Origin of the sequence: Pseudomonas vlassakiae, from assembly GCF_014269035.2 — a bacterium.
Classification (GTDB): Bacteria; Pseudomonadota; Gammaproteobacteria; order Pseudomonadales; family Pseudomonadaceae; genus Aquipseudomonas; species Aquipseudomonas vlassakiae.
In genome coordinates this window covers 25,732-47,828 of record NZ_JABWRP020000018.1, presented here as the reverse complement: position 1 = coordinate 47,828, position 22,097 = coordinate 25,732, and the positions used below count along the sequence as shown (strand labels likewise).

Here is a 22,097-nt window from a genome sequence, read left to right as displayed (position 1 = left end):
GATGATAAATGAGTGACTCCACCCGCGCAGACGCGCTGTTGGCCACCCTCCCACGCAGCGGTCGCGGCCGGCTCAAGGTCTTCCTTGGCGCCGCCCCGGGCGTGGGCAAGACCTTCGCCATGCTCCAGGCCGCCCACGCCCAGCAACGCCAGGGCGTGCGAGTGTTGGCCGGGGTGGTCGAAACCCACGGCCGCAGCGAAACCGAAGCGCTGCTCGGCGGCCTGCTCCAGCAACCGCTGCTGCGCAGCGAATACCGTGGTGTCACCCTCGAGGAAATGGACCTCGACGGCCTGCTCAAGGCTGCCCCGACCTTGGCCCTGGTCGACGAACTGGCCCACACCAACGCCCCCGGCAGCCGCCACGCCAAACGCTGGCAGGACGTGCAGGAACTGCTCGCCGCCGGTATCGACGTGTACACCACGGTCAATGTCCAGCACCTGGAAAGCCTTAATGACAAAGTCCGCGGCATTACCGGCGTACAGGTGCGTGAAACCCTGCCTGACTGGGTGCTGCAGGAAGCCTTCGAACTGGTGCTGATCGACCTGCCGCCACGCGAACTGCTCGAACGCCTGCGCGAGGGCAAGGTGTACGTGCCGGAGCAGGCGCGCGCCGCCATCGATGCCTATTTCTCGCAAACCAACCTCACCGCCCTGCGCGAACTGGCCATGCAGACCGCCGCCGCCCAGGTCGATGCCGACCTGGCCCACGGTTACCGCCTGCGCGGCGAAGCGGCTCCGGCCTTGCGCGGGCGCTTGCTGGTGGGCGTGGATGGCGATGACCAGGCCGAGCGCCTGGTGCGCCACGCCAGCCGCGTTGCCCAGCGTCGCCACCTGCCATGGAGCCTGGTGCACGTCGACAACGGCCGGCTGCGTGACGAAGCCGCCCGCCAGCGCCTGCAGGCGGCCCAGCAACTGGCCGAGCGCCTGGGCGGCGAGGTGGTGCTGCTGCGTGCCGGCGAAGTGGCGCGGACCTTGATCCAGCACGCCGCCGAGCGTCGTGCCAGCCTGGTGCTGGTCGGGCAATCCCGTGACCGGCTGCGGCGGCGCCTGTTCGGCGCCGGTGTCGCTACCCGGCTGCTGCGTGAAAGCCATGGCCTGGAAATCAACGTGCTCGACCGCGACAGCCAGGCACGGCCGGCACGTGCGGCGGTGAGCCGGGTGTGGGTGTGGCGCCATTACCTGCTGGCGCTGGTGGCGACCGTGCTGGCAGCGGGCCTCGCCTGGGGCGTGTCGAGCGTGCTGGCGCTGCCCAACATCTCGCTGGTGTTCCTTGCCGCCGTGCTGCTGGTGGCCGTGCGCAGCAGCCTGGGCCCGGCGCTGGCCTGTGCGGCGCTGTCGTTCCTGACCTACGACTTCCTGTTCATCCCGCCGAATTTCTCGTTTGCCATCCAGCGAGAGGAGGATGTGCTGACGCTGGTGTTCTTCCTGCTCATGGCAGCCCTCACCGGCAACCTCGCGGCCCGCCAGCGCAGCCAGTTGCAGGCCCTGCGCGAAACCCAGGCGCAGACCAACCAGCTGCTCGACCTGTCGCGTCGGCTGACCGTGGCCACCGACCGCCAGGCGGTGTTCAACGCTGCCGGTCGCCACCTCAATGGCTGGAAAGACGTACAGGTCTGCCTGCTGGAGCGCAACAGCGAAGGCCTGCTGCAGGTGGCGAGTGGCGAAGCCCAGGCGTTGAGCGACAACGAGCGTGCCGCCGCCGAGTGGGCCTGGCAGCATGGCCAGGCAGCAGGCCACGGCAGCGATACCTTGCCCAATGGCCGCTGGTGGTGGTGGCCGTTGGCGGTTGACGACCGGCCACTGGCCCTGCTCGGTGTACGCCCGCGCTCCGGCGAGCCACTGAGTGCCCAGCGCCGGCGCCTGTTGATGGCACTCGGCCAACCCCTGGCCCAGGCCCTGGCCCGTGCCCGGCTGGCCGAACAGCTCGAAGCCGCCCGCCTGCACGGCGAAACCGAGCAGTTGCGCAGCGCCCTGCTGGCCTCGGTGTCGCACGACCTGCGCACCCCGCTGACCGCCATGCGCGGCAGCATCGACAGCCTGCTGGCGCTGGGCGAGGCGATCCCCGTCGAAGACCGCCGCGAGCTGCTCGAAGGCACGCGTAACGAAGCGGAACGCCTGGACCGCTACATCCAGAACCTGCTGGACATGACCCGCCTCGGCCACGGCGGCCTCAAGCTGGCCCGCGACTGGGTGGCCCCGGCCGATATTGTCGGCAGCGCCCTCAACCGCCTGCGCGCGGTACTGGCGCCCTTGCAGGTACATACCGAGGTGCCCGGCGAGCTGCCACTGCTGTTCGTGCATGCGGCGTTGATCGAGCAGGCACTGATCAACGTGCTGGAAAACGCCGCACGCTTCTCGCCCGCCCAAGGTCGCCTGGACCTGCAGGTCTCGGTACACGATGAGCAGCTGCATTTTGCCGTCAGCGACCAGGGCCCCGGCATCCCGCTGGCCGAACGCGAAAAGATCTTCGACATGTTCTACACCGCTGCCCGTGGCGATCGCGGCGGGCAGGGCACCGGCCTGGGCCTGGCGATCTGCCAGGGCATGATCGGTGCTCACGGCGGGCAGATCCTGGTCGGCGAAGGCATCGATGGCCACGGCACCTGCATCACTCTATGCTTGCCGCTGCCCCAGCAACCAGAAGCCGAAAGCGAAACCCCATGAGCCAGTCCGCCACCCTGTTGGTCATTGACGATGAACCACAGATCCGCAAGTTCCTGCGCATCAGCCTCAGTTCCCAAGGCTACAAGGTGATCGAAGCCGCCACCGGCAGCGAAGGCCTGGCCCAGGCCGCGCTGGCCAAGCCCGACCTGGTGGTGCTCGACCTGGGCCTGCCCGACATGGACGGCCAGCACGTGCTGCGCGAGTTGCGCGAGTGGAGCGCGGTACCGGTGCTGGTGCTGTCGGTGCGGGCCAGTGAGGTGCAGAAGGTCGACGCGCTGGATGGCGGCGCCAATGACTACGTGACCAAGCCTTTCGGCATCCAGGAATTCCTGGCCCGGGTGCGCGCGTTGTTGCGTCAGGTGCCGCAGTCCGGTGGTAGCGAAGTGACGGCAAGCTTCGGGCCGCTGGTGGTGGATTTCGCCTTTCGCAAAGTGACCCTGGCGGGGGTGGAGATCGCGCTGACGCGCAAGGAGTATGCCCTGCTGGCGCAACTGGCCGGGCATCCGGGCCGGGTGATTACCCAGCAGCAATTGCTCAAGGACATCTGGGGGCCGACGCATGTCGACGACACCCATTACCTGCGCATCGTGGTGGGGCATTTAAGGCAGAAGCTTGGCGATGACCCGACCGCGCCGCGGTTCATCATTACCGAGGCCGGGGTCGGCTACCGCCTGGTGGCACCGCAGCCCTGAACTGAAGCCGGGCAGGGCACTCTATGGGAGCCTGTGTTTCAGGCTCTTGGGGGTTCCTTTTCGAACAGCTGGCGCATGACTTCCAGGTAGCGCCTGGCGCCCAAACCCAACGGCCTGGGCTTCAGCCAGATGATGTCTACCCACAACCGCAACCGACTGGCCATGTTGTCAAAGCGCACCTCGGCCAGCGCACCCGAGGCAATAAGGGGCTCCACCAGCGGCTGCGGCAAGTAGGCCCAGCCCAGGCCGGACTGCACCAGGTCGAGCGTTGCCAGGTAGCTGTCGGTCAACCAGATCCGCCGCGACAGCACCATGCGTGGGTCCGAACCGGTGGCCTTGCCAGAGGCGACGATGATCTGCCGCTGTTCGGCAAACGCTTCCTCAGGCAGCGGCGTGCCACTGTTGCTGCCAGCCGGATGACGCGGTGACGCGACGGCCACCAGCAACTGGCTGCCTGCTTCGAGAAAGGACTCGCGCTCATCGATCCCCGGGCGTTCGAACACCAGCGCCAGTTGCACGCTGCCTTCATGCAGCAAGCGCACCGCCTCGGTCTGGGTCGCCGAGCGCACTTCGATCTCCAGGCTGGGAAATTCCTTCGCCAGGGTTTCCAGCGGCTGGCTCCAGCGGCCGGTCTGCAGTTCCGGGGCCATGGCGATGCTCAGGCGCTTTTCCAGCCCTTGGTGCAACTGCAGGGCCTGGGCGTCGAGCAGGTTGAGCTGGCAGATCACCTGCCGCGCCTGGGGCTCCAGGGCCAGGGCGGCGCTGGTTGGCAAGGCCTTGCGGGTGGCGCGGTCGAACAGGGCCAGGTCCAGTTCGGCCTCCAGTTGCGCGATGGCCATGCTCACGGCAGACGGCACACGCCCCAGCTTGCGGGCGGCGGCAGAGAACGAACCCGCTTCCAGCACCGCGAGGAAAATTGCCAGGGAGTCGCTGCTGAAGGCCATGTCCGCAAACCTGAGGAAGAGGCCGGAAAGTATGAACACTCGCCGGCCCGGTTGATAGCCCTTACAAGCCTTCGCCAAGCACCCGGTCAATGCTGTCGACGAAGTAATCGACGCTGGCCCGGGTGGTGCACATCGGCGGCTTGATCTTGAGGATGTTCAGGTAGTCGCCAGTTGGCTGCATGAAGATCCCCAGCTCACGCAAGCGGTCGCACAGCAGCATGGTTTCCTCGGTGGCCGGCTCCAGGGTCGCGCGGTCGCGCACCAGCTCCAGCCCCAGGTAGAAGCCCGAGCCATGTGCCGCGCCAGCCAGTGGGTGTTTGTCGACCAGTGCCTGCAGGCGCGCCTTGAAATAGCGCCCGGTGTCGCGAGCGTTGTCCCACAGGCCTTCCTCCTGCATCACGTCCAGCACCGCCATGCCGATGCGGCAGCTGACCGGGCTGCCACCGGCCGAGGAGAAGAAGTAACCCTCGGCTTCCAGGGCCTCGGCGATCTCGCGGCGGGTAATCACTACCCCCAGCGGCTGGCCGTTGCCCATGCCCTTGGCCATGGTGATGATGTCAGGCACCACGCCCTGTTCCTCGAAGCCCCAGAAGTACTCGCCCAGGCGGCCATAACCGACCTGCACCTCGTCGGCGATGCACACGCCGCCGCGGGCACGGACCTTGGCATACGCCTCGCGCAGGTAACCGGCCGGCAGCGAAATACCCCCGGCGTTGCCGTACACCGGCTCGCAGATGATGCCGGCCAGCTGGCGCCCGCGGGCATCGAGGTCGGCCAGCTTGGTGTCGACGTCGCGCAGGTAGTCGGCGGCCGTGTCGGCACCGCGGAAGCGGCCGCGGAAGGTGTTCGGTGCCTCCACCGGGTGCACCCAGTCCGGGCGGGTTTCCAGGGCCTGCGGGTTGTCGGCGATGGAGGTGGAAATGGCATCGGTGGCCACCGACCAGCCGTGGTAGGCCTCCAGCACGCTGAGCAGGTCACGGCCACCGCTGTAGGCCCAGGCCAGGCGGATCGCCAGGTCGTTGGCCTCGGTGCCGCTGTTGACCATGAAAACCCGGTCGAAGCCTTCGGGCGCGAGGGCGAGCAGGCGCTCGGAGAACTCGGTGATGGCGGCGTAATGGAAGCGTGAGTTGGTGTTGAGCAGCGACCACTGGCGCGCCGACTCGGCGACCATGCGCGGGTGGCCGTGGCCCAGCACGGCGACGTTGTTGAGCATGTCCAGGTATGACCGGCCCTGCAGGTCGATCAGGTAGTTGCGCCAGCCGCGTTCGATCTGCGGCGGCTGTGCGTAGTAGTGCTTCTGCGACCGGGCGAAGCTGGCGTCGCGACGGGCCAGCAGGGCCTGCGGGTCGGGTAATGGTTCGGCATCGCAATCGAACCCCAGCAGCGCTGAAGGCGACGGGCACAGGGCCAGCCAGGCGGCAGCCTGGGACGGTGTGGCGAAGAATGGCGGCTGGATGCGGGTGTCCAGGCACAGCTGGACACTGAGGTAGCCGCAGCTGCTGCCCAGTGATTGCCCTTTTGCCAACGCCTGGCCATCGGCCGGGGCATCTTCCAGGCCTTGCAACCACAAGGCCCAATGGGGCGTGCGCAGGCAGCCGCGGCCGTCGCCATCGCCGTGCCAGATGCCCGCGTCGGGCGCCTGGACCGTACTGCCATTGGGCACATGCAGCTCTACGCCCAACGCGCAGGTTGCCGGTTCTTCGGGGCGATCGATATGGGTCTGTGACAGCCGGTACTGGCCATGCAGGCTGCAGGCCGGCGCCGGTTGTGCGCTCAGCAGGCGCTGGTCGAAGCCCGGCTGTTCCCAGTTGCCGGCTTCGCAATGCACGCTGAGCACGCCCAGGTCGACGCGCTTGACCGGCAGCCCTGCCAACTCGGGTAGTAGCGGCGCACAGCCCGTCAGCTCGGCTGCGTCGGCTGACAGGCCGGCCGCCTGGAGGATGGCCGCCTCCATCAAGGCGAATGGCACGGCCGTGGCGGTATCGAAGATTTCCCACTCATGGGCGACGTTGTCGCGGGTGTACTGGTTGTCCGGGTCCACGGCCAATTGCTGCGCGCTGCTCAGCACCAGCACCGCTGCACGGTTGAGTACCAACGGCCACAGGGCACGCAGTTCTGCTTCGGTCAGCGGGTTGAGGGCCTGGTAGGCGCTGACCGCCGGCAGGATGCGCAGCGGGTCGCCTTCGGCATGGTGCAGCAGCGCAGCGCAGGTCACCGAGAGGTCGGCGATGCGCCAGGTGCGCGACAGGTCGCCGAAGTCAATGACACCTTGCAGTTGCCATTGGCGCTGGTCGTCGCGGGCCCAGACGGTGTTGTCGTCGGTGATGTCCAGGTGCACGGCCTGGGTTGGCAGCCGCTCTGCCAAGGGCGCGAGGCGCTCGCTGGCCAGGCGCGTGGCCTGCTCGATGCGGGTGCGCTGCCCGGCGTCCTGCAGCACCGGCAGCAGGTGTGTGATCAGCGCCTGGGCATGCTGCGGGTCCCATTGCAGGGTACGCACCAGGCCCGGATGGTCAAAGTCGACCAAGGCCTTGTCGAGCCGTGCGCACAGCCCGCCCAGTTCGGCCATCAGGCGCGGCGGCATGTGCTTGAGGCGGGTCACTGGCTGGCCGTCAATGTAGTCGAGCAAGCGTACACGCAAGGGCTGCCCGTCGATGGCCTCTGCCAGCAAGGTGTCGCCATTTCGCGCAGCCTGCACGGCGGGCACTGGCACGTCCTGCTCGCGCAGGTAGGCGAGGGCGGCGTGCTGCGCCTGCAGTTCGACCTCGGCGTAGCTGCCGTGGCAGGCCTTGAGCACGAAGCGCCCTTGCGCGGCGTCCACGCGCAAGTTCAGGTCCTGCTGGCTGCCCAGCGCCGTCAAGTCGCCATCCAGGCCGTAATGCGTCTGCAGCAGCGCATGCGCCTGGGCTTCGCTGAGCGCAGGGCTGGGCAGGGCGGAGCGCTGGATCAGCGTGTCGAGGACAGGGGAGGCGGGTATTTGTTGTGGGCTGGACATGAGCTCTACCGTTGTTGCCGGGGTTGACGGAAGAGAATCTATGCCCGATCTGGTTGATGATGAAAGACAATCGTGATCAGAATTTCTGATGATTGGCTCAGGTCCGGTGACCGGGACTGTTTGGAGTCGCAGCTGGGTCGACAGGTGTATGACGTGGTTTTTGCAGGGGGGCTGAAATCGAGCGCCGCGCGGGCGGCGCTCGATCTCACTGGCACTGCAAAGCGCTTGGCAGGCACCGGGAATCACGCCCCCAAAAACGCCGCCTCCAACAGTTGTTTCGTATAAACATGTTGCGGCGCATGAAAGATCTCCCGCGCTTCCCCTTGCTCCACCACATGCCCATGCTTGATCACCATCAACTGGTGGCTCAGCGCTTTCACCACTGCAAGGTCATGGCTGATGAACAGGTACGTCAGGTTGTACTTGGCCTGCAGATTGCGCAGCAACTCCACCACCTGCCGCTGCACCGTGCGGTCGAGCGCCGAGGTCGGTTCATCCAGCAGGATCAGTGCAGGCTTCAACACCAGCGCCCGGGCAATGGCGATGCGCTGGCGCTGGCCACCGGAAAACTCATGGGGGTAGCGATGGCGGGTGCGCGGGTCCAGCCCCACTTCCTCCAGCGCCGCAATGATCGCTGCCTCTTGTTCCGCCGGCGTGCCGATCTTGTGTATCCGCAACCCCTCGCCAACGATATCCGCCACGCACATGCGCGGGCTCAGGCTGCCGAAAGGGTCCTGAAACACCACCTGCATTTCCCGCCGCAGCGGCCGCACTTGCTTCTGGTTCATCCCTTCGAGCTGTTGCCCATGAAAGCGGATCCCACCCTGGCTGGAGATCAACCGCAGAATCGCCAGGCCCAGTGTCGATTTGCCCGACCCGGACTCGCCGACGATGCCCAGCGTCTGCCCCTGGGGCAGGCTGAAGTTGATGCCGTCCACCGCCTTCACATGGTCCACGGTCTTGCGCAGCAGCCCCTTCTTGATCGGGAACCACACCTTCAGGTCATTCACCTCCAGCAGCGGCGCCCCTACCGGGTTATGCGCCGGCAGCCCGCTGGGCTCGGCGTTGATCAGCATCTGCGTGTAGTGATGCTGCGGTGCACTGAACAGCGTGGTGCACTCGGCCTGTTCGACGATCTGCCCGCGCTGCATCACGCACACACGATGGGCGATGCGGCGCACCAGGTTGAGGTCGTGACTGATCAGCAGCAGGGCCATGCCTAACTTCGCCTGTAGTTTTTTCAGCAGGTCGAGGATCTTCAACTGCACGGTCACATCCAGCGCCGTGGTCGGCTCATCGGCGATCAACAGCTCGGGCTCGTTGGCCAGCGCCATGGCGATCATCACCCGTTGGCGCTGGCCGCCGGACAGCTCATGGGGCAGGGCCTTCAGGCGCTTGCGCGGTTCGGGGATGCCGACCATTTCCAGCAGCTCCAGCGTTCGCGCAGTGGCTTGCTTGCCAGTCAGGCCCTTGTGCAGCAGGAGGATTTCATTGATCTGTTTCTCGATGCAGTGCAACGGGTTCAGCGAGGTCATCGGTTCCTGGAAGATCATCGCGATGCGGTTGCCGCGAATGCGCTGCAGGGCCTTTTCGTTCTGCTGCAGCAGGTCCTTGCCCTCATAGCGGATGCAGCCACTGGGGTGGCGCGCCAGTGGGTAGGGCAGTAGCCGCAGAATCGAGTGAGCGGTGACGGATTTGCCCGAGCCGCTTTCGCCGACCAGGGCCAGGGTCTCGCCCTTGCGGATGTCGAAGCTGATGCCGTCGACCACTCGGTTGACGTGTTCGCCGGTGACGAACTCCACGGCCAGGTCACGCACTTCGATCAGGTTCTGTTCGCTCATTTCACTTCCTCGGGTCGAAGGCATCGCGGGCGGATTCGCCGATGAACACCAGCAGGCTGAGCATGATCGCCAGCACGGCAAAGGCGCTGATGCCCAGCCACGGGGCTTGCAGGTTGGACTTGCCTTGCGCCACCAGTTCACCCAGCGACGGCGCGCCAGGGGGCAGGCCGAAGCCGAGGAAGTCCAGCGCGGTCAGGGTACCGATGGCACCGGTGAGGATGAACGGCATGAAGGTCATGGTCGAGATCATCGCGTTGGGCAGGATGTGCCGATACATGATCGCGCCGTTGCGCATCCCCAGGGCGCGGGCCGCGCGCACGTATTCCAGGTTGCGCCCACGCAGGAACTCGGCACGTACCACGTCCACCAGGCTCATCCACGAGAACAACAGCATGATGCCCAGCAACCACCAGAAGTTGGGCTGCACGAAGCTGGCGAGGATGATCAACAGGTACAGCACTGGCAGGCCGGACCAGATTTCCAGGAAGCGCTGCCCGGCCAGGTCGACCCAGCCGCCGTAGAAGCCCTGCAGGGCGCCGGCAATGACGCCGACGATGGAACTCAACACCGTCAGGGTGATGGCGAACAGCACCGACACACGGAAACCGTAGATCACCCGTGCCAGCACGTCGCGGCCCTGGTCGTCGGTGCCCAGCCAGTTGTCGGCCGAGGGTGGCGCCGGGGCCGGTACGCGCAGGTCGTAGTTGATGCTCTGGTAACTGAACGGGATCGGCGCCCAGACCACCAGGCTGTCCCTCTTCTGCAGCAGGTCGCGGATATACGGGCTCTTGTAGTTGGCCTCCAGCGGGAATTCACCGCCGAAGGTGGTTTCCGGGTAGCGCTTGAACGCCGGGAAGTACCACGAGCCTTCGTAGCGCACGGCAATCGGTTTGTCGTTGGCGATCAGCTCGGCGCCCAGGCTCAGGCCGAACAGGATCAGGAACAGCCACAGCGACCACCAGCCTCGGCGGTTGGCCTTGAAGCGCTCGAAGCGCCGGCGGTTGAGGGGGGACAGGGCCATGTCAGTGCTCCCGGCTGGCAAAGTCGATGCGTGGATCGACCAGGGTATAGGTCAGGTCGCCGATCAGTTTCACCACCAACCCGAGCAGGGTGAAGATGAACAGGGTGCCGAAGACCACCGGGTAGTCGCGGTTGATCGCCGCTTCGAAACTCATCAGGCCCAGGCCATCGAGGCTGAAGATCACCTCGATCAGCAGGGAGCCGGTGAAGAAAATGCCAATGAATGCCGACGGGAAGCCGGCGATCACCAGCAGCATGGCGTTGCGGAACACATGCCCGTACAGCACGCGTGGCCGGCTCAGGCCCTTGGCCTTGGCGGTGACCACGTACTGCTTGTTGATCTCGTCGAGGAAGCTGTTCTTGGTCAGCAAGGTCATGGTGGCGAAGTTGCCGATCACCAGGGCGGTGATCGGCAACACCAGGTGCCAGAAGTAGTCGAGCACCTTGCCGGTGGTGGACAGCTCGTCGAAATTGTTGGAGGTCAGGCCGCGCAGCGGGAACCAGTCGAAATAGCTGCCGCCGGCGAACAGCACGATCAGCAGGATGGCGAACAGGAACGCAGGGATGGCGTAGCCGACGATGATCGCCGAGCTGGTCCAGACGTCGAAGTGGCTGCCGTGGCGTACCGCCTTGGCGATGCCCAGCGGAATCGACACCAGGTACATGATCAGCGTGCTCCACAGCCCCAGCGAAATCGACACTGGCATCTTCTCGGCGATCAGGTCGATGACCTTGGCGTCGCGGAAGAAGCTGTCACCGAAGTCCAGCGTGGCGTAGTTCTTGATCATGATCCACAAGCGTTCGGGCGCCGATTTGTCGAAGCCATACATGTGCTCGATCTCGGCGATCAGCGCCGGGTCCAGGCCCTGGGCGCCGCGGTAGTTGGAACCGGCCACCGAGACCTCGGCGCCGCCGCCGGCAATGCGGCTGGTGGCGCCCTCGAAACCTTCGAGCTTGGCGATCATCTGTTCCACCGGGCCGCCGGGGGCAGCCTGGACGATGATGAAGTTGATGATGAGGATGCCGAACAGGGTCGGAATGATCAGCAGCAGGCGACGCAGGATGTAGGCCAGCATGTCAGTTGGCCTCGTCTGCAGGGGTTTCGCTCACGGCAGGGGTGACGTTGGGCTTGATCCACCAGGTGTCGATGCCGACGTCGTACTTGGGCGAAACCTTGGGATGGCCGATGTGGTTCCAGTAGGCCACGCGCCAGGTCTTGATGTGCCAGTTGGGGATCACGTAGTAACCCCACAGCAACACGCGGTCCAGCGCCCGGCAATGGTCGATCAGGCTCTGGCGCGAATCGGCGTTGATCAGCTGCTCCACCAGCTGGTCGATGGCCGGGTCGCGCAGGCCGATGAAGTTGCGGCTGCCCGGGTTGTCGGCGGCGCTGCTGCTCCAGTACTCGCGCTGCTCGTTGCCCGGCGAGTTGGACTGTGCGAAGCCGCTGACGATCATGTCGTAATCACGCGAGCGCAGGCGGGTGATGTACTGCGAGACATCGACGCGGCGAATGTTGAGGTCGATGCCCAGGTCGGCAAGGTTCCGCTTGAATGGCAGCAGGATGCGCTCGAACTCGGTCTGCGCGAGCAGGAACTCGATCACCACCGGCTTGCCCTGGGCGTCGACCATCTTGTCGTCGACGATCTTCCAGCCGGCTTCCTGCAGCAGCTTGTAGGCCTTGCGCTGTTGCTCGCGGATCATGCCGCTGCCATCGCTGACCGGGTTGTGGAAGGCCTCGCTGAAGACCTGATCAGGAACCTTGCCGCGCAGCGGCTCGAGGATCTTCAGCTCATTGGCGCTGGGCAGGCCGCGGGCAGCCATTTCCGAGTTCTCGAAGAAGCTGCCGGTGCGGGTGTAGGCGCCGTTGAACAACTGCTTGTTGGTCCATTCGTAGTCCAGCAACTGGCTCAGCGCCTCGCGCACGCGCACGTCCTGGAACAGCGGGCGGCGGATGTTGAAGACGAAGCCCTGCATCCCGGTGGGGTTACCGTTGGGCAGCTCTTCCTTGATCAGGCGGCCTTCACGAACGGCCGGCACGTTGTAGGCGCTGGCCCAGTTCTTTGCGCTGACTTCAAGGGCATAGTCGAAGGCACCGGCCTTCAAGGCTTCCAGGGCGACGGCGGTGTCGCGGTAGGCGTCGAAAGTCATGGCGTCGAAGTTATAGAAACCGCGGTTGATCGGCAGGTCCTTGGCCCAGTAGTCCTTGACCCGCTCGTAACGGATGCTGCGCCCGGCCTTGACCTCGGCGACCTTGTAAGGCCCGCTGCCCAGCGGGATTTCCAGGTTGCCGCGGTTGAATTCGCGGTTTTCGTACCAGTGCTTGGGCAGCACTGGCAGCTGGCCGAGGATCAACGGCAGCTCGCGGTTGTTCTTGTGCTTGAACCTGAAAAGCACCCGCAGCGGGTCTTCGGCAACCACTTCGGCGACGTCGCCGTAGTATTGGCGGTAGAGCGGGGCGCCATCCTTGATCAGGGCGTTGAAGGTGAACACCACATCCTCGGCGCGCATCGGGTGGCCATCGTGGAAGCGCGCTTCGGGGCGCAGGTAGAAACGCACCCAGCTATTGTCCGGGGCTTTCTCGATCTTGCCGGCGACCAGGCCGTACTCGGTGAACGGCTCGTCCTGGCTCTGACGCATCAGGGTGTCGTAGATGATGCTGATGTTTTCGGCTGACACGCCTTTGTTGATGAACGGGTTGAGGCTGTCGAAGCCACCGAAGCTGGACTGGCGGAAGGTGCCGCCTTTGGGCGCGTCGGGGTTGACGTAGTCGAAGTGCTTGAAGTCGGCCGGGTATTTCGGCGGCTCGTCATACAGGGTCAGCGCGTGTTGCGGCGCCGCCAGCGCGGGCAGGCTCAGGCAGGCGAACAGCAGGCTGCAGGCCAGGCGATGCGTCGGCTTCATTGGGCTTTCTCCGAAGGCTTTAGCCACCAGCTATTCAGCCCGAGGGTATAGGGCGGTGTGGTGACGAAGGCGAACCGGTTACGGTAGGCCAGGCGGTGATTGTCGAGGTACCAGTTGGGAATCATGTAGTACTGCCATGAGAGCACGCGGTCCAGGGCGCGGGCGGCGGCGACCTGGTCATCACGGGTGCGCGCTGCCAGCAGGGTGTCGAGCAGGTGGTCGACCACCGGGTCCTTGACCCCCGCATAGTTCTTGCTGCCCTTGGTCGAGGCCTGGCTGGAATGGAAGTACAGCCACTGCTCCAGGCCCGGGCTCAAGGTCTGGTTCAGGGTCATCAGGATCATGTCGAAGTCGAACTGGTCCAGGCGTTGTTTGTACTGGGCACGGTCCACGGTGCGCAAGCGCGCCTCGATGCCGATGCTGGCCAGGTTTTCGACATAGGGTTGCAGGATGCGTTCGAGGCTCGGGTTCACCAGCAGCAGTTCCATGCGCAATGGCTGGCCCTTGGCGTTGACCAGGCGCTGGCCGTCGAGCTTCCAGCCGGCCTGGTTCAGCAGGCCCAAGGCCTGGCGCAATGTCTGGCGGCCGATGCCGCGCCCATCGGTGTGGCTGACCTGAAAGGGCTGGGTGAACAGCTTGTCGGGCAACTGGTCGCGGAACGGCGCCAGCAGCAGCCATTCCTTGCCGGTGGGTACGCCGCTGGCCGCGAACTCGCTGTTGGGGTAGTAGCTGCTGGCGCGGCGGTAGGCGCTGCTGAACAGCGCACGGTTGGTCCACTCGAAGTCGAGCATCAGGCCCAGCGCCTGGCGCACCCTGGGGTCGCTGAAGGTAGCCCGGCGGCTGTTCATGAACAGGCCTTGGGTCTGGGTGGGGATACGGTGCGGGATCTGCGCCTTGATCACTTCGCCACGGCGCACCGCCGGGAAGTTGTAACCGTTGGCCCAGTTCTTGGCCTGGTGCTCGATATAGATGTCGAACTCACCGGCCTTGAACGCTTCGAAGGCCACGGTGGCATCGCGGTAGAACTCGAATTCGACGCGGTTGAAGTTGTACTTGCCGCGGTTTACCGCCAAGTCCTTGCCCCAGTAGTGCTTCACCCGCTCGAACACCAGGCGGCGGCCAGGCTCGACCTGGGTGATGCGATACGGCCCGCTGCCCAGCGGCGGCTCAAAGGTGGTGGCCTCGAAGGCACGCTGTTGCCAGTAGTGCTTGGGCAACACCGGCATCTCACCCAGGCGCAGGATCAACAGCGGGTTGCCGGCACGCTTGAAGACGAAGCGGATGCGCAGCGGGCCGAGGATATCGACCCGCTGCACTTCCTGCAGGTTGGTGCGGTAGATCGGGTGGCCTTGCTTGAGCAGGGTGCGGTACGAGAAGGCCACATCGGCTGCGGTGATCGGCACGCCGTCGTGCCAGCGCGCCTCCGGGCGTAGATTGAACACTACCCAGCTGCGGTCTTCGCTGTACTCCACCGAGCGGGCGATCAGGCCATAGCTGGAGGTGGGTTCGTCACCGGACGGGTCGTACTGGCCGGTGCCGACCATCAGCGTTTCGTTCAGCTCGCTGACGCCGTATTGCAGGAAGTTCGGCGTGGTGACCGGGCTGGTGCCCTTGAAGGTATAGGGGTTGAGCGTATCGAAGGTGCCGAATGCCATGGCCCGCAAGGTGCCGCCCTTGGGCGCTTGCGGGTTGACCCAGTCGAAGTGGGTGAATGTGGCTGGGTACTTGAGCGTGCCGAACTGCGCGTATCCGTGGCTTTCGCTCACCATCGCGACGGCGGGGAAGCTCAAGGCCAGGCTGAGTGACAGCAGGAGGGGACGTATCAATTCGGCATCCGATCCAGAGGCGTTGGGCTTTGGTCGGGGTACAGTAACAGCTTGGCCGGTATGGAAAAAGAGAGCTTTTGCAGGTGGTTGTCGGAGCCGCCATGCGGCCCCGGCATCTCATCAATGCGAGAGGTAGACGGTCAGGGTTTGGCCCGGCTTGAGTGCATGCCCGCTACGCGGGTTCCAGCGCTTGAGGTGCTGCATCTCGACATTGAAACGTTTGGCTACAAGATACAGCGAATCACCCTTGCGTACCTTGTACTGGGTGGAGCGCTGCCCCGAGGCTGCCACGCGGTTGCCTGCAGCGCTCGGGGCGCTGCCGCCGCGCAGGGCCAGGACCTGGCCCGCTTTCACACGGTTGCCCGGCAGTTTGTTCCAGCGCTGGATGTCCTTGACCGCAACGCGATTGGCCTTGGCGATGCTGCTCAGGCTGTCGCCACGCTTGACCCGGTAGCTGCGCGCGGCAGGTGCGTTGGCTTCGGCCACGGCGGCGGCGAACACGGCCTTGTTCGGTTGCAGGCTGACCAGTTGCTCGGGCTTGAGGTTGGACAGGCTGTCGCTGAGCAGTTGCGCCTTGGCGGTCGGAACCAGCAGCTGCTTGGGGCCATCGACGGTCATGCGTTTCTTGAAGGCCGGGTTGAGCTGGATCAGTTCGTCTTCGTCGATGTTGGCGAAGGCGGCGACCCGCGACAGGTCGAGGCGGTCGTTGATCGCCACGGCTTCGAAGTAGGGTTCGTTGGCGATCGGCGTAAGGTTCACGCCATAGGCTTCAGGTGTGGAGACCACCTGCGACAGTGCCAGCAGCTTGGGCACGTAGTCACGGGTTTCCTGCGGCAATGGCAGGTTCCAGTAATCGGTGGGCAGGCCAAGCTTCTCGTTGCGCTCGATGGCGCGGCTGACGGTGCCTTCGCCGGCGTTGTAGGCCGCCAGTGCCAGCAGCCAGTCACCGTTGAACATGTCGTGCAGACGGGTCAGGTAGTCCAGCGCGGCGTTGGTCGACGCGGTGATGTCGCGACGGCCGTCATAGAAGTTGGTCTGGCGCAGGTTGAAATGACGACCGGTGGCGGGCATGAACTGCCACATGCCCGCTGCACTGGCGCGCGAGTAGGCCATGGGGTTGTAGGCGCTCTCGATCGCCGGCAGCAGAGCGAGCTCCAGCGGCATGTCGCGTTCTTCGAGGCGTTCGACGATGTAGTGCAGGTACAGGCTGCCGCGCTCGCCGGCGCTTTCGAGGAACGTCGGGTTGCTGGCAAACCACAGGCGTTGCTGCTCGATGCGCGGGTTGACGTCGATGTTGTCCTGCAGGGCGAAACCTTGACGCATGCGCTCCCACACATCCTGCGGCGGTTCGGCAGGCTTGACCGCCAGCGGCGAGGGCTTGTGCTTGATCCGGGCCTGGTAGTTGTGCGCGCGAACGCTGTCGGTTTCATCGAGCTGACGGGTGCTCTGGCAACCCACCAGTGTGGCGGCCAGCGCCAGCGCACTGATTTGGGCCAGGCGCGTCAGGGCGACTGAATGAGCGATTCTGCGGCTACGGGAAGACATCGGCTGACACAGGTTTCCGAGCGAAAAATTTCGGCGATTCTAGAAACCGCTCCCGCCTGGGTCAACCGTTGCGAACCCTCTGCGATATATCTTGAGGTTATCAGAAGCGGTCCTTCCAAGACCTCAAGGCAGCAAAAACAGTGACCTGCGAGTCGTTTGAATGTCCCTTCCATTCGTCTGCTTTTTGTTTAACTAATGTTTCAGCGGTACGCAGGAATGGGTTGGTCAGGCGCTCGAGGCCGATCGTTGAAGGCAGGCTGATGCGATTTTCGGCGCGCAACCGGGTAACGTCTTCGAAACGCTGCAGAACGTGGGGGTTTGCCGGTTCCACCGCCTTGGCGAAGCGCAGGTTGCTGAGGGTGTATTCGTGGGCACAATAGACTTCGGTCTGCTCCGGCAGTGCTGCCAGGCGGGCGAGGGCAGGCTGCATCTGCTCTGGAGTGCCTTCGAACATGCGCCCGCAACCGGCGGCGAACAAGGTGTCGCCACAGAACAGGAGGGGTGTCGCTGGCTGGTCACTGAAGTAGGCGATATGCCCCAGGGTGTGGCCGGGCACGGCCAGAACCCGGAAGGCCACGCCCAGGACGCTGACCTGATCGCCCTCGTCCAGCGCCAGGTCGCGGCCCGGGATCTGCTCGTGGGCCGGGCCGCAGACGCGGGCACCGGTCTGTTGCTTGAGGCGTTCGACACCCCCGACATGGTCGTCGTGGTGGTGGGTCACCATGATGGTGTCCAGCGCCCAGCCGGGGTTGGCAGCCAGCCAGGCTTCCACCGGGCCGGCATCACCCGGGTCGACCACCGCGCAGCGGCGTTTGGCAGTATCCTGTAACAACCAGATGTAGTTGTCGGAGAAAGCGGGGAGAGCGTCGATCTGTATCATGGTGCGGATCCGTATCGCCATGGGTGGCACATGAGGGCATCTTAGCCACGATGGCGCGGTGCGGGAACCTTCGAGGGAGAGCGCAATGACCGACCAAGCCTTTGCCCAGGCCGACCCGGAATGGGTCGAACTGATCAGCCTGGCCCGTGAGTGGTTCAACGGCCCACTCGGCCAACTGATGCTGAAGGAAGAGGAGAAACTGCTGGAAGAAGAGCTCGGGCGCTTCTTCGGTGGCTACCTCGTGCACTATGGCCCTTGTGCCGAGGCGCCGCCCAGCGCGCCGCAGGTGCAGCGCAACGTGCGCCTTGGCGCGCCGTTGCCGGGGGTGGAGATCGTCTGCGAGGAGCAGGCCTGGCCATTGGGCGAGCACGCCGCCGACGTGGTGGTGCTGCAACATGGGCTGGACTTCAGCCTTTCGCCACACGGCCTGCTGCGTGAGGCGGCCAGCGCGGTGCGCCCCGGTGGGCACCTGCTCATTGTCGGCATCAACCCCTGGAGCGGTTGGGGCCTGCGCCATTTCTTCAGCCAGGGTGCCCTGCGCAAGGCCCGCTGCATCTCGCCGTCACGGGTCGGCGACTGGCTCAACCTGCTGGGCTTTGCGCTGGAGAAACGCCGCTTCGGGTGCTATCGTCCGCCGCTCACTTCGCCGGCCTGGCAGCAACGCCTGGCAGGCTGGGAACGCATGGCGGGTGGCTGGCAGAGTGCCGGCGGCGGGGTCTACCTGCTGGTGGCGCGCAAGATGGTGGTTGGCCTGAGGCCGTTGCGCCAGGTGCGCCGCGAACCGATGGGCAAGCTGCTGCCGCTGCCACTGGCCAAGGTCAACCGCACCGCCGTCAGGCCAAATACCGAAAAGCACTGAACATGAGTGGTACATGAGCGATAGCGTCGAGATGTATACCGATGGCGCCTGCAAGGGCAACCCTGGCCCCGGTGGCTGGGGCGTCCTGCTGGTCTTCAAGGGCGTCGAAAAGGAACTGTGGGGCGGCGAGCGCGAAACCACCAACAACCGCATGGAACTGATGGCCGCGATCCAGGGGCTCATGGCGCTCAAGCGTGAGTGCGATGTGGTGCTGACCACCGACTCGCAGTATGTGATGAAGGGCATCAACGAGTGGATGGCCAACTGGAAGAAGCGCGGCTGGAAGACGGCGTCCAAGGAACCGGTGAAGAACGCCGACCTGTGGCAATTGCTCGACGAGCAGGTCAACCGCCACAAGGTCACCTGGAAGTGGGTGCGCGGGCATATCGGCCACCCCGGCAACGAACGCGCCGACCAGCTGGCCAACCGTGGCGTCGAGGAAGTGCGCGCCACGCGTTGAGCTGCGGTACAATCGCCGCCTTTGTCACTGATGCAAGTTGGAGCGCCCCGCGTGGAGCAGCAGCAAGATAAACGCCTGGTCATTCTCGATACCGAAACCACCGGTATGCCGGTCACCGAAGGCCACCGCATCATCGAGATCGGCTGTGTCGAGGTCGTTGGCCGGCGCCTGACCGGGCGGCACTTCCACGTCTACCTGCAGCCCGACCGGGAGAGTGACGAGGGCGCGATCAACGTCCACGGCATCACCGATGCGTTCCTGGTCGGCAAACCGCGCTTCGCCGATGTGGCCGAAGAGTTCTTCGAATTCATCCAGGGCGCCACCCTGGTCATCCACAACGCCGCGTTCGACGTCGGTTTCATCAACAACGAGTTCGCGCTGCTGGGGCAGAGCGACCGCGCCGACATCGCCAACCATTGCACCGTCCTCGACACCCTGCTGTTGGCCCGTGCCCGCCACCCGGGGCAACGCAACAGCCTCGATGCGTTGTGCAAACGCTACGACATCGACAACTCTGGCCGTGAATTGCACGGCGCATTGCTCGACGCCGAATTGCTGGCCGACGTCTACCTGGCGATGACCGGCGGCCAGACCAGCCTGTCGCTGGCCGGGCACGGCGCCGACAGTGACGGTGATGGACAGGGCGCTGGCGGCAGCGAGATCCGCCGCATCGTCGGGCGGGCACCGGGGCGGGTGATCATGGCCAATGCCGCAGAACTGGAAGCCCACGCCGAACGGCTGGCGGCCGTGGCCAAATCGGCGGGCGGGCCTTCGCTGTGGCAGACGCTGACCGAGGCACCTGCCAGCTAACAGGCCGGCACAGGCAGCACAAGGCCTACTACCCTCAATAGGACAACAAGTCCAGCGGAGGTAGTTGCCGGATGTACAAGGACCTCAAGTTCCCGATCCTCATCGTCCACCGTGCGATCAAGGCCGACAGCGTCGCCGGCGAGCGCATCCGCGGCATTGCCGAGGAACTGAGCCAGGACGGTTTCGCCATCATCAAGGCTGCCGATCACACCGAAGCGCGGCTGGTCGCCACCACCCACCATGGGCTGGCCTGCATGCTGATCGCCGCCGAGGGCGTCGGCGACAACACCCACTTGCTGCAGAACATGGCTGAGCTGATACGCCTGGCCCGGTTGCGTGCGCCCAACTTGCCGATCTTCGCCCTGGGCGAGCAGGTCACCCTGGAAAACGCGCCGGCCGAGGCCATGGGCGAACTCAACCAGCTGCGCGGCATTCTCTACCTGTTCGAGGACACCGTGCCGTTTCTCGCCCGTCAGGTGGCGCGTGCCGCGCACAACTACCTTGATGGCCTGTTGCCGCCGTTCTTCAAGGCCCTGGTGCAGCACACTGCACAATCCAACTATTCCTGGCACACCCCCGGCCACGGCGGCGGGGTGGCCTACCGCAAGAGCCCGGTTGGCCAGGCATTCCACCAGTTCTTCGGCGAAAATACCCTGCGCTCGGACTTGTCCGTGTCGGTGCCGGAGCTAGGCTCGCTGCTCGACCACACCGGCCCCTTGGCCGAGGCCGAGGCGCGGGCCGCGCGCAACTTTGGCGCCGACCACACGTTCTTCGTCATCAATGGCACTTCCACCGCCAACAAGATTGTCTGGCACGCGATGGTCGGCCGCGATGACCTCGTGCTGGTGGACCGCAACTGCCACAAGTCGGTGGTCCACGCCATCATCATGACCGGCGCCATCCCCCTCTACCTATGCCCCGAACGCAACGAGCTGGGCATCATTGGCCCGATACCGCTCAGCGAGTTCAGCCCCGAGTCGATCAAGGCCAAGGTGCTGGCCAATCCCCTGGCCAAGGGGCGTGAGCCGCGGATCAAGCTGGCGGTGGTGACCAACTCCACCTACGACGGTCTGTGTTACAACGCCGGGCTGATCAAGATGGCACTGGGCGCCAGCGTCGAGGTGCTGCATTTCGACGAGGCCTGGTTCGCCTATGCGGCGTTTCACACATTCTTCGAGGGCCGCTACGCCATGGGTACCGTGTGCAGCGAGGGCAGCCCGCTGGTGTTCAGTACCCATTCCACTCACAAGCTGCTGGCCGCCTTCAGCCAGGCCTCGATGATTCACGTGCAAGATGGTGCCCAGCGTCAGCTGGATCGCGACCGCTTCAACGAAGCGTTCATGATGCATATCTCCACCTCGCCGCAATACAGCATGCTCGCCTCGCTGGATGTGGCTTCGGCCATGATGGAGGGCCCGGCTGGCCACTCGCTGCTGCAGGAGATGTTTGACGAAGCCTTGAGTTTCCGCCGTGCGCTGGCCAATCTGCGCGAGCACATCGCCGCCGAAGACTGGTGGTTCAGCATCTGGCAGCCGCCAGCGGCGGAGGGCATCCAGCGCCTGTCGGCGCAGGACTGGCTGCTGCAACCAGGCGCCGAGTGGCATGGCTTTGGCGACGTGGCGGACGACTATGTCCTGCTCGACCCGCTGAAGGTGACCTTGGTGATGCCTGGGCTGAGCGCGGACGGCGTATTGGGCGAGCACGGTATTCCGGCGGCGGTGGTCAGCAAGTTTCTTTGGGAGCGCGGGCTGGTGGTGGAGAAGACCGGCCTGTACAGCTTTCTGGTGCTGTTCTCGATGGGAATCACCAAGGGCAAGTGGAGCACGTTGCTCACCGAGCTGCTGGAGTTCAAACGCCATTACGACGGCAACACAGCGCTGAGTCGCTGCCTGCCGAGCATCGTTGCGGTCGATGCCGCTCGTTACCAGGGGCTGGGCCTGCGCGACCTGTGCGACCAGCTGCATGACTGCTACCGCGCCAATGCCACGGCCAAGCAGCTCAAGCGGTTGTTCACGCGGTTGCCGGAGGTGGCCGTGAGCCCGGCGCGGGCTTATGACCAGATGGTGCGCGGGGAGGTAGAGGCAGTGCCGATAGAGGCCCTGCTGGGTCGTGTGGCAGCAGTGATGCTGGTGCCGTACCCACCGGGAATCGCGCTGATCATGCCGGGTGAGCGGTTCACCGAAGCAACCCGCTCGATCCTCGACTATCTGGCGTTTGCCCGGGCGTTCAACAGCGGTTTCCCGGGCTTCGTCGCTGATGTGCATGGCCTGCAGAATGAGAGCGGCCAATACACGGTCGACTGCATCAAGGAATGCGAATGATCTCGACGCCGGTCTGTGCCAGTTCGAAGCGGTTCTCACCCAAGTGGTTGACGCGATCGCCGATCGCCAGGCGGTAGGTGGTGATCGGGGCACCCAGTGCGCTGCCGTCCGCCTGGAGGGTGGACTCCTGGAACTCGTGCACGGGGTAGATACGGCCTTCGGCGTCACGGGCGTGGAACTGGCCGACCATTACTGCTGCCATTTGGGTGAAAACCTCTGAATTACGTAGGAAATGTCTGCAGGGATAGACCGTAAAAGGTACTTGGAAGTTTTCACAGTCTGGAAAAAAAACCGGGCCGCCGAGGAACGGTCATCTATAACTACAGACGTCCCTTTCTCC

Annotated in this window: 16 protein-coding genes; 6 read left to right on the top strand and 10 right to left on the bottom strand. The window is 64.9% G+C overall.

Annotation, left to right across the window (positions count from 1 at the left end; translation table 11 throughout):
* Nucleotides 1-8 precede the first annotated feature (8 nt).
* A complete protein-coding gene (locus HU738_RS21035) occupies nucleotides 9-2,663 on the top strand; it encodes a DUF4118 domain-containing protein (RefSeq protein ID WP_186603729.1) in 2,655 nt (884 codons plus the stop codon).
* Nucleotides 2,660-3,355 (top strand): response regulator, encoded by a 696-nt coding sequence (locus HU738_RS21030; RefSeq protein ID WP_186603728.1) that lies wholly within the window; start codon nucleotides 2,660-2,662, stop codon nucleotides 3,353-3,355. The genes HU738_RS21035 and HU738_RS21030 overlap by 4 nt, the downstream gene beginning before the upstream one ends.
* 38 nt (nucleotides 3,356-3,393) lie before the next feature.
* Here the strand turns inward: HU738_RS21030 and HU738_RS21025 are convergent, their stop codons facing one another.
* From HU738_RS21025 to gloB, 9 genes are all read right to left on the bottom strand, one after another.
* Nucleotides 3,394-4,299 carry a LysR family transcriptional regulator gene (locus tag HU738_RS21025; protein WP_054884028.1) on the bottom strand — a complete coding sequence of 302 codons (906 nt, stop codon included), beginning with the start codon at nucleotides 4,297-4,299 and terminating at the stop codon, nucleotides 3,394-3,396.
* Nucleotides 4,300-4,360: 61 nt separating this feature from the next.
* Nucleotides 4,361-7,291: an aminotransferase gene (locus HU738_RS21020; RefSeq protein ID WP_186603727.1), complete on the bottom strand. Its 2,931-nt coding sequence runs from the start codon at nucleotides 7,289-7,291 to the stop codon at nucleotides 4,361-4,363.
* Nucleotides 7,292-7,533: 242 nt separating this feature from the next.
* Nucleotides 7,534-9,132: an ABC transporter ATP-binding protein gene (locus HU738_RS21015; RefSeq protein WP_186603726.1), complete on the bottom strand. Its 1,599-nt coding sequence runs from the start codon at nucleotides 9,130-9,132 to the stop codon at nucleotides 7,534-7,536.
* A 1-nt stretch (nucleotide 9,133) separates the two neighbouring features.
* Nucleotides 9,134-10,153, bottom strand: a complete 1,020-nt coding sequence (locus HU738_RS21010; RefSeq protein WP_186603725.1) for an ABC transporter permease — start codon at nucleotides 10,151-10,153, stop codon at nucleotides 9,134-9,136.
* Nucleotide 10,154: 1 nt separating this feature from the next.
* Entirely contained in the window at nucleotides 10,155-11,228 is a 1,074-nt protein-coding gene (locus tag HU738_RS21005; RefSeq protein WP_027919080.1) for a microcin C ABC transporter permease YejB, read from the bottom strand.
* Nucleotide 11,229: 1 nt separating this feature from the next.
* Entirely contained in the window at nucleotides 11,230-13,056 is a 1,827-nt protein-coding gene (locus HU738_RS21000) for an extracellular solute-binding protein (protein ID WP_186603724.1), read from the bottom strand.
* On the bottom strand, nucleotides 13,053-14,825 hold the full coding sequence (locus HU738_RS20995) for an extracellular solute-binding protein (RefSeq protein WP_186603757.1): 1,773 nt from the start codon (nucleotides 14,823-14,825) through the stop codon (nucleotides 13,053-13,055). The genes HU738_RS21000 and HU738_RS20995 overlap by 4 nt, the downstream gene beginning before the upstream one ends.
* Before the next feature lie 177 nt (nucleotides 14,826-15,002).
* Nucleotides 15,003-16,427 (bottom strand): lytic transglycosylase domain-containing protein, encoded by a 1,425-nt coding sequence (locus HU738_RS20990; RefSeq protein WP_186603723.1) that lies wholly within the window; start codon nucleotides 16,425-16,427, stop codon nucleotides 15,003-15,005.
* Between the two features lie 100 nt (nucleotides 16,428-16,527).
* Complete coding sequence (gene gloB, locus HU738_RS20985) at nucleotides 16,528-17,307, bottom strand: hydroxyacylglutathione hydrolase (protein WP_186603722.1); 780 nt, start codon at nucleotides 17,305-17,307, stop codon at nucleotides 16,528-16,530.
* A gap of 85 nt (nucleotides 17,308-17,392) precedes the next feature.
* Between gloB and HU738_RS20980 the strand changes: the two genes are divergently transcribed.
* The 4 genes from HU738_RS20980 (at nucleotide 17,393) to HU738_RS20965 (ending at nucleotide 21,757) form a co-directional block, all read left to right on the top strand.
* Entirely contained in the window at nucleotides 17,393-18,166 is a 774-nt protein-coding gene (locus HU738_RS20980; RefSeq protein WP_176506468.1) for a class I SAM-dependent methyltransferase, read from the top strand.
* 13 nt (nucleotides 18,167-18,179) lie between these two features.
* Entirely contained in the window at nucleotides 18,180-18,626 is a 447-nt protein-coding gene (rnhA, locus tag HU738_RS20975; protein ID WP_186603721.1) for a ribonuclease HI, read from the top strand.
* A gap of 51 nt (nucleotides 18,627-18,677) precedes the next feature.
* Complete coding sequence (gene dnaQ, locus HU738_RS20970; RefSeq protein ID WP_186603720.1) at nucleotides 18,678-19,436, top strand: DNA polymerase III subunit epsilon; 759 nt, start codon at nucleotides 18,678-18,680, stop codon at nucleotides 19,434-19,436.
* 71 nt (nucleotides 19,437-19,507) lie between these two features.
* The gene (locus HU738_RS20965; protein WP_186603719.1) at nucleotides 19,508-21,757 is read left to right on the top strand and encodes an Orn/Lys/Arg family decarboxylase; all 2,250 of its coding nucleotides are present in this window, start codon (nucleotides 19,508-19,510) and stop codon (nucleotides 21,755-21,757) included.
* Here HU738_RS20965 and HU738_RS20960 read toward each other — a convergent pair.
* Nucleotides 21,741-21,959, bottom strand: a complete 219-nt coding sequence (locus HU738_RS20960) for a hypothetical protein (protein WP_027919089.1) — start codon at nucleotides 21,957-21,959, stop codon at nucleotides 21,741-21,743. The genes HU738_RS20965 and HU738_RS20960 overlap by 17 nt on opposite strands.
* Nucleotides 21,960-22,097 lie beyond the last annotated feature (138 nt).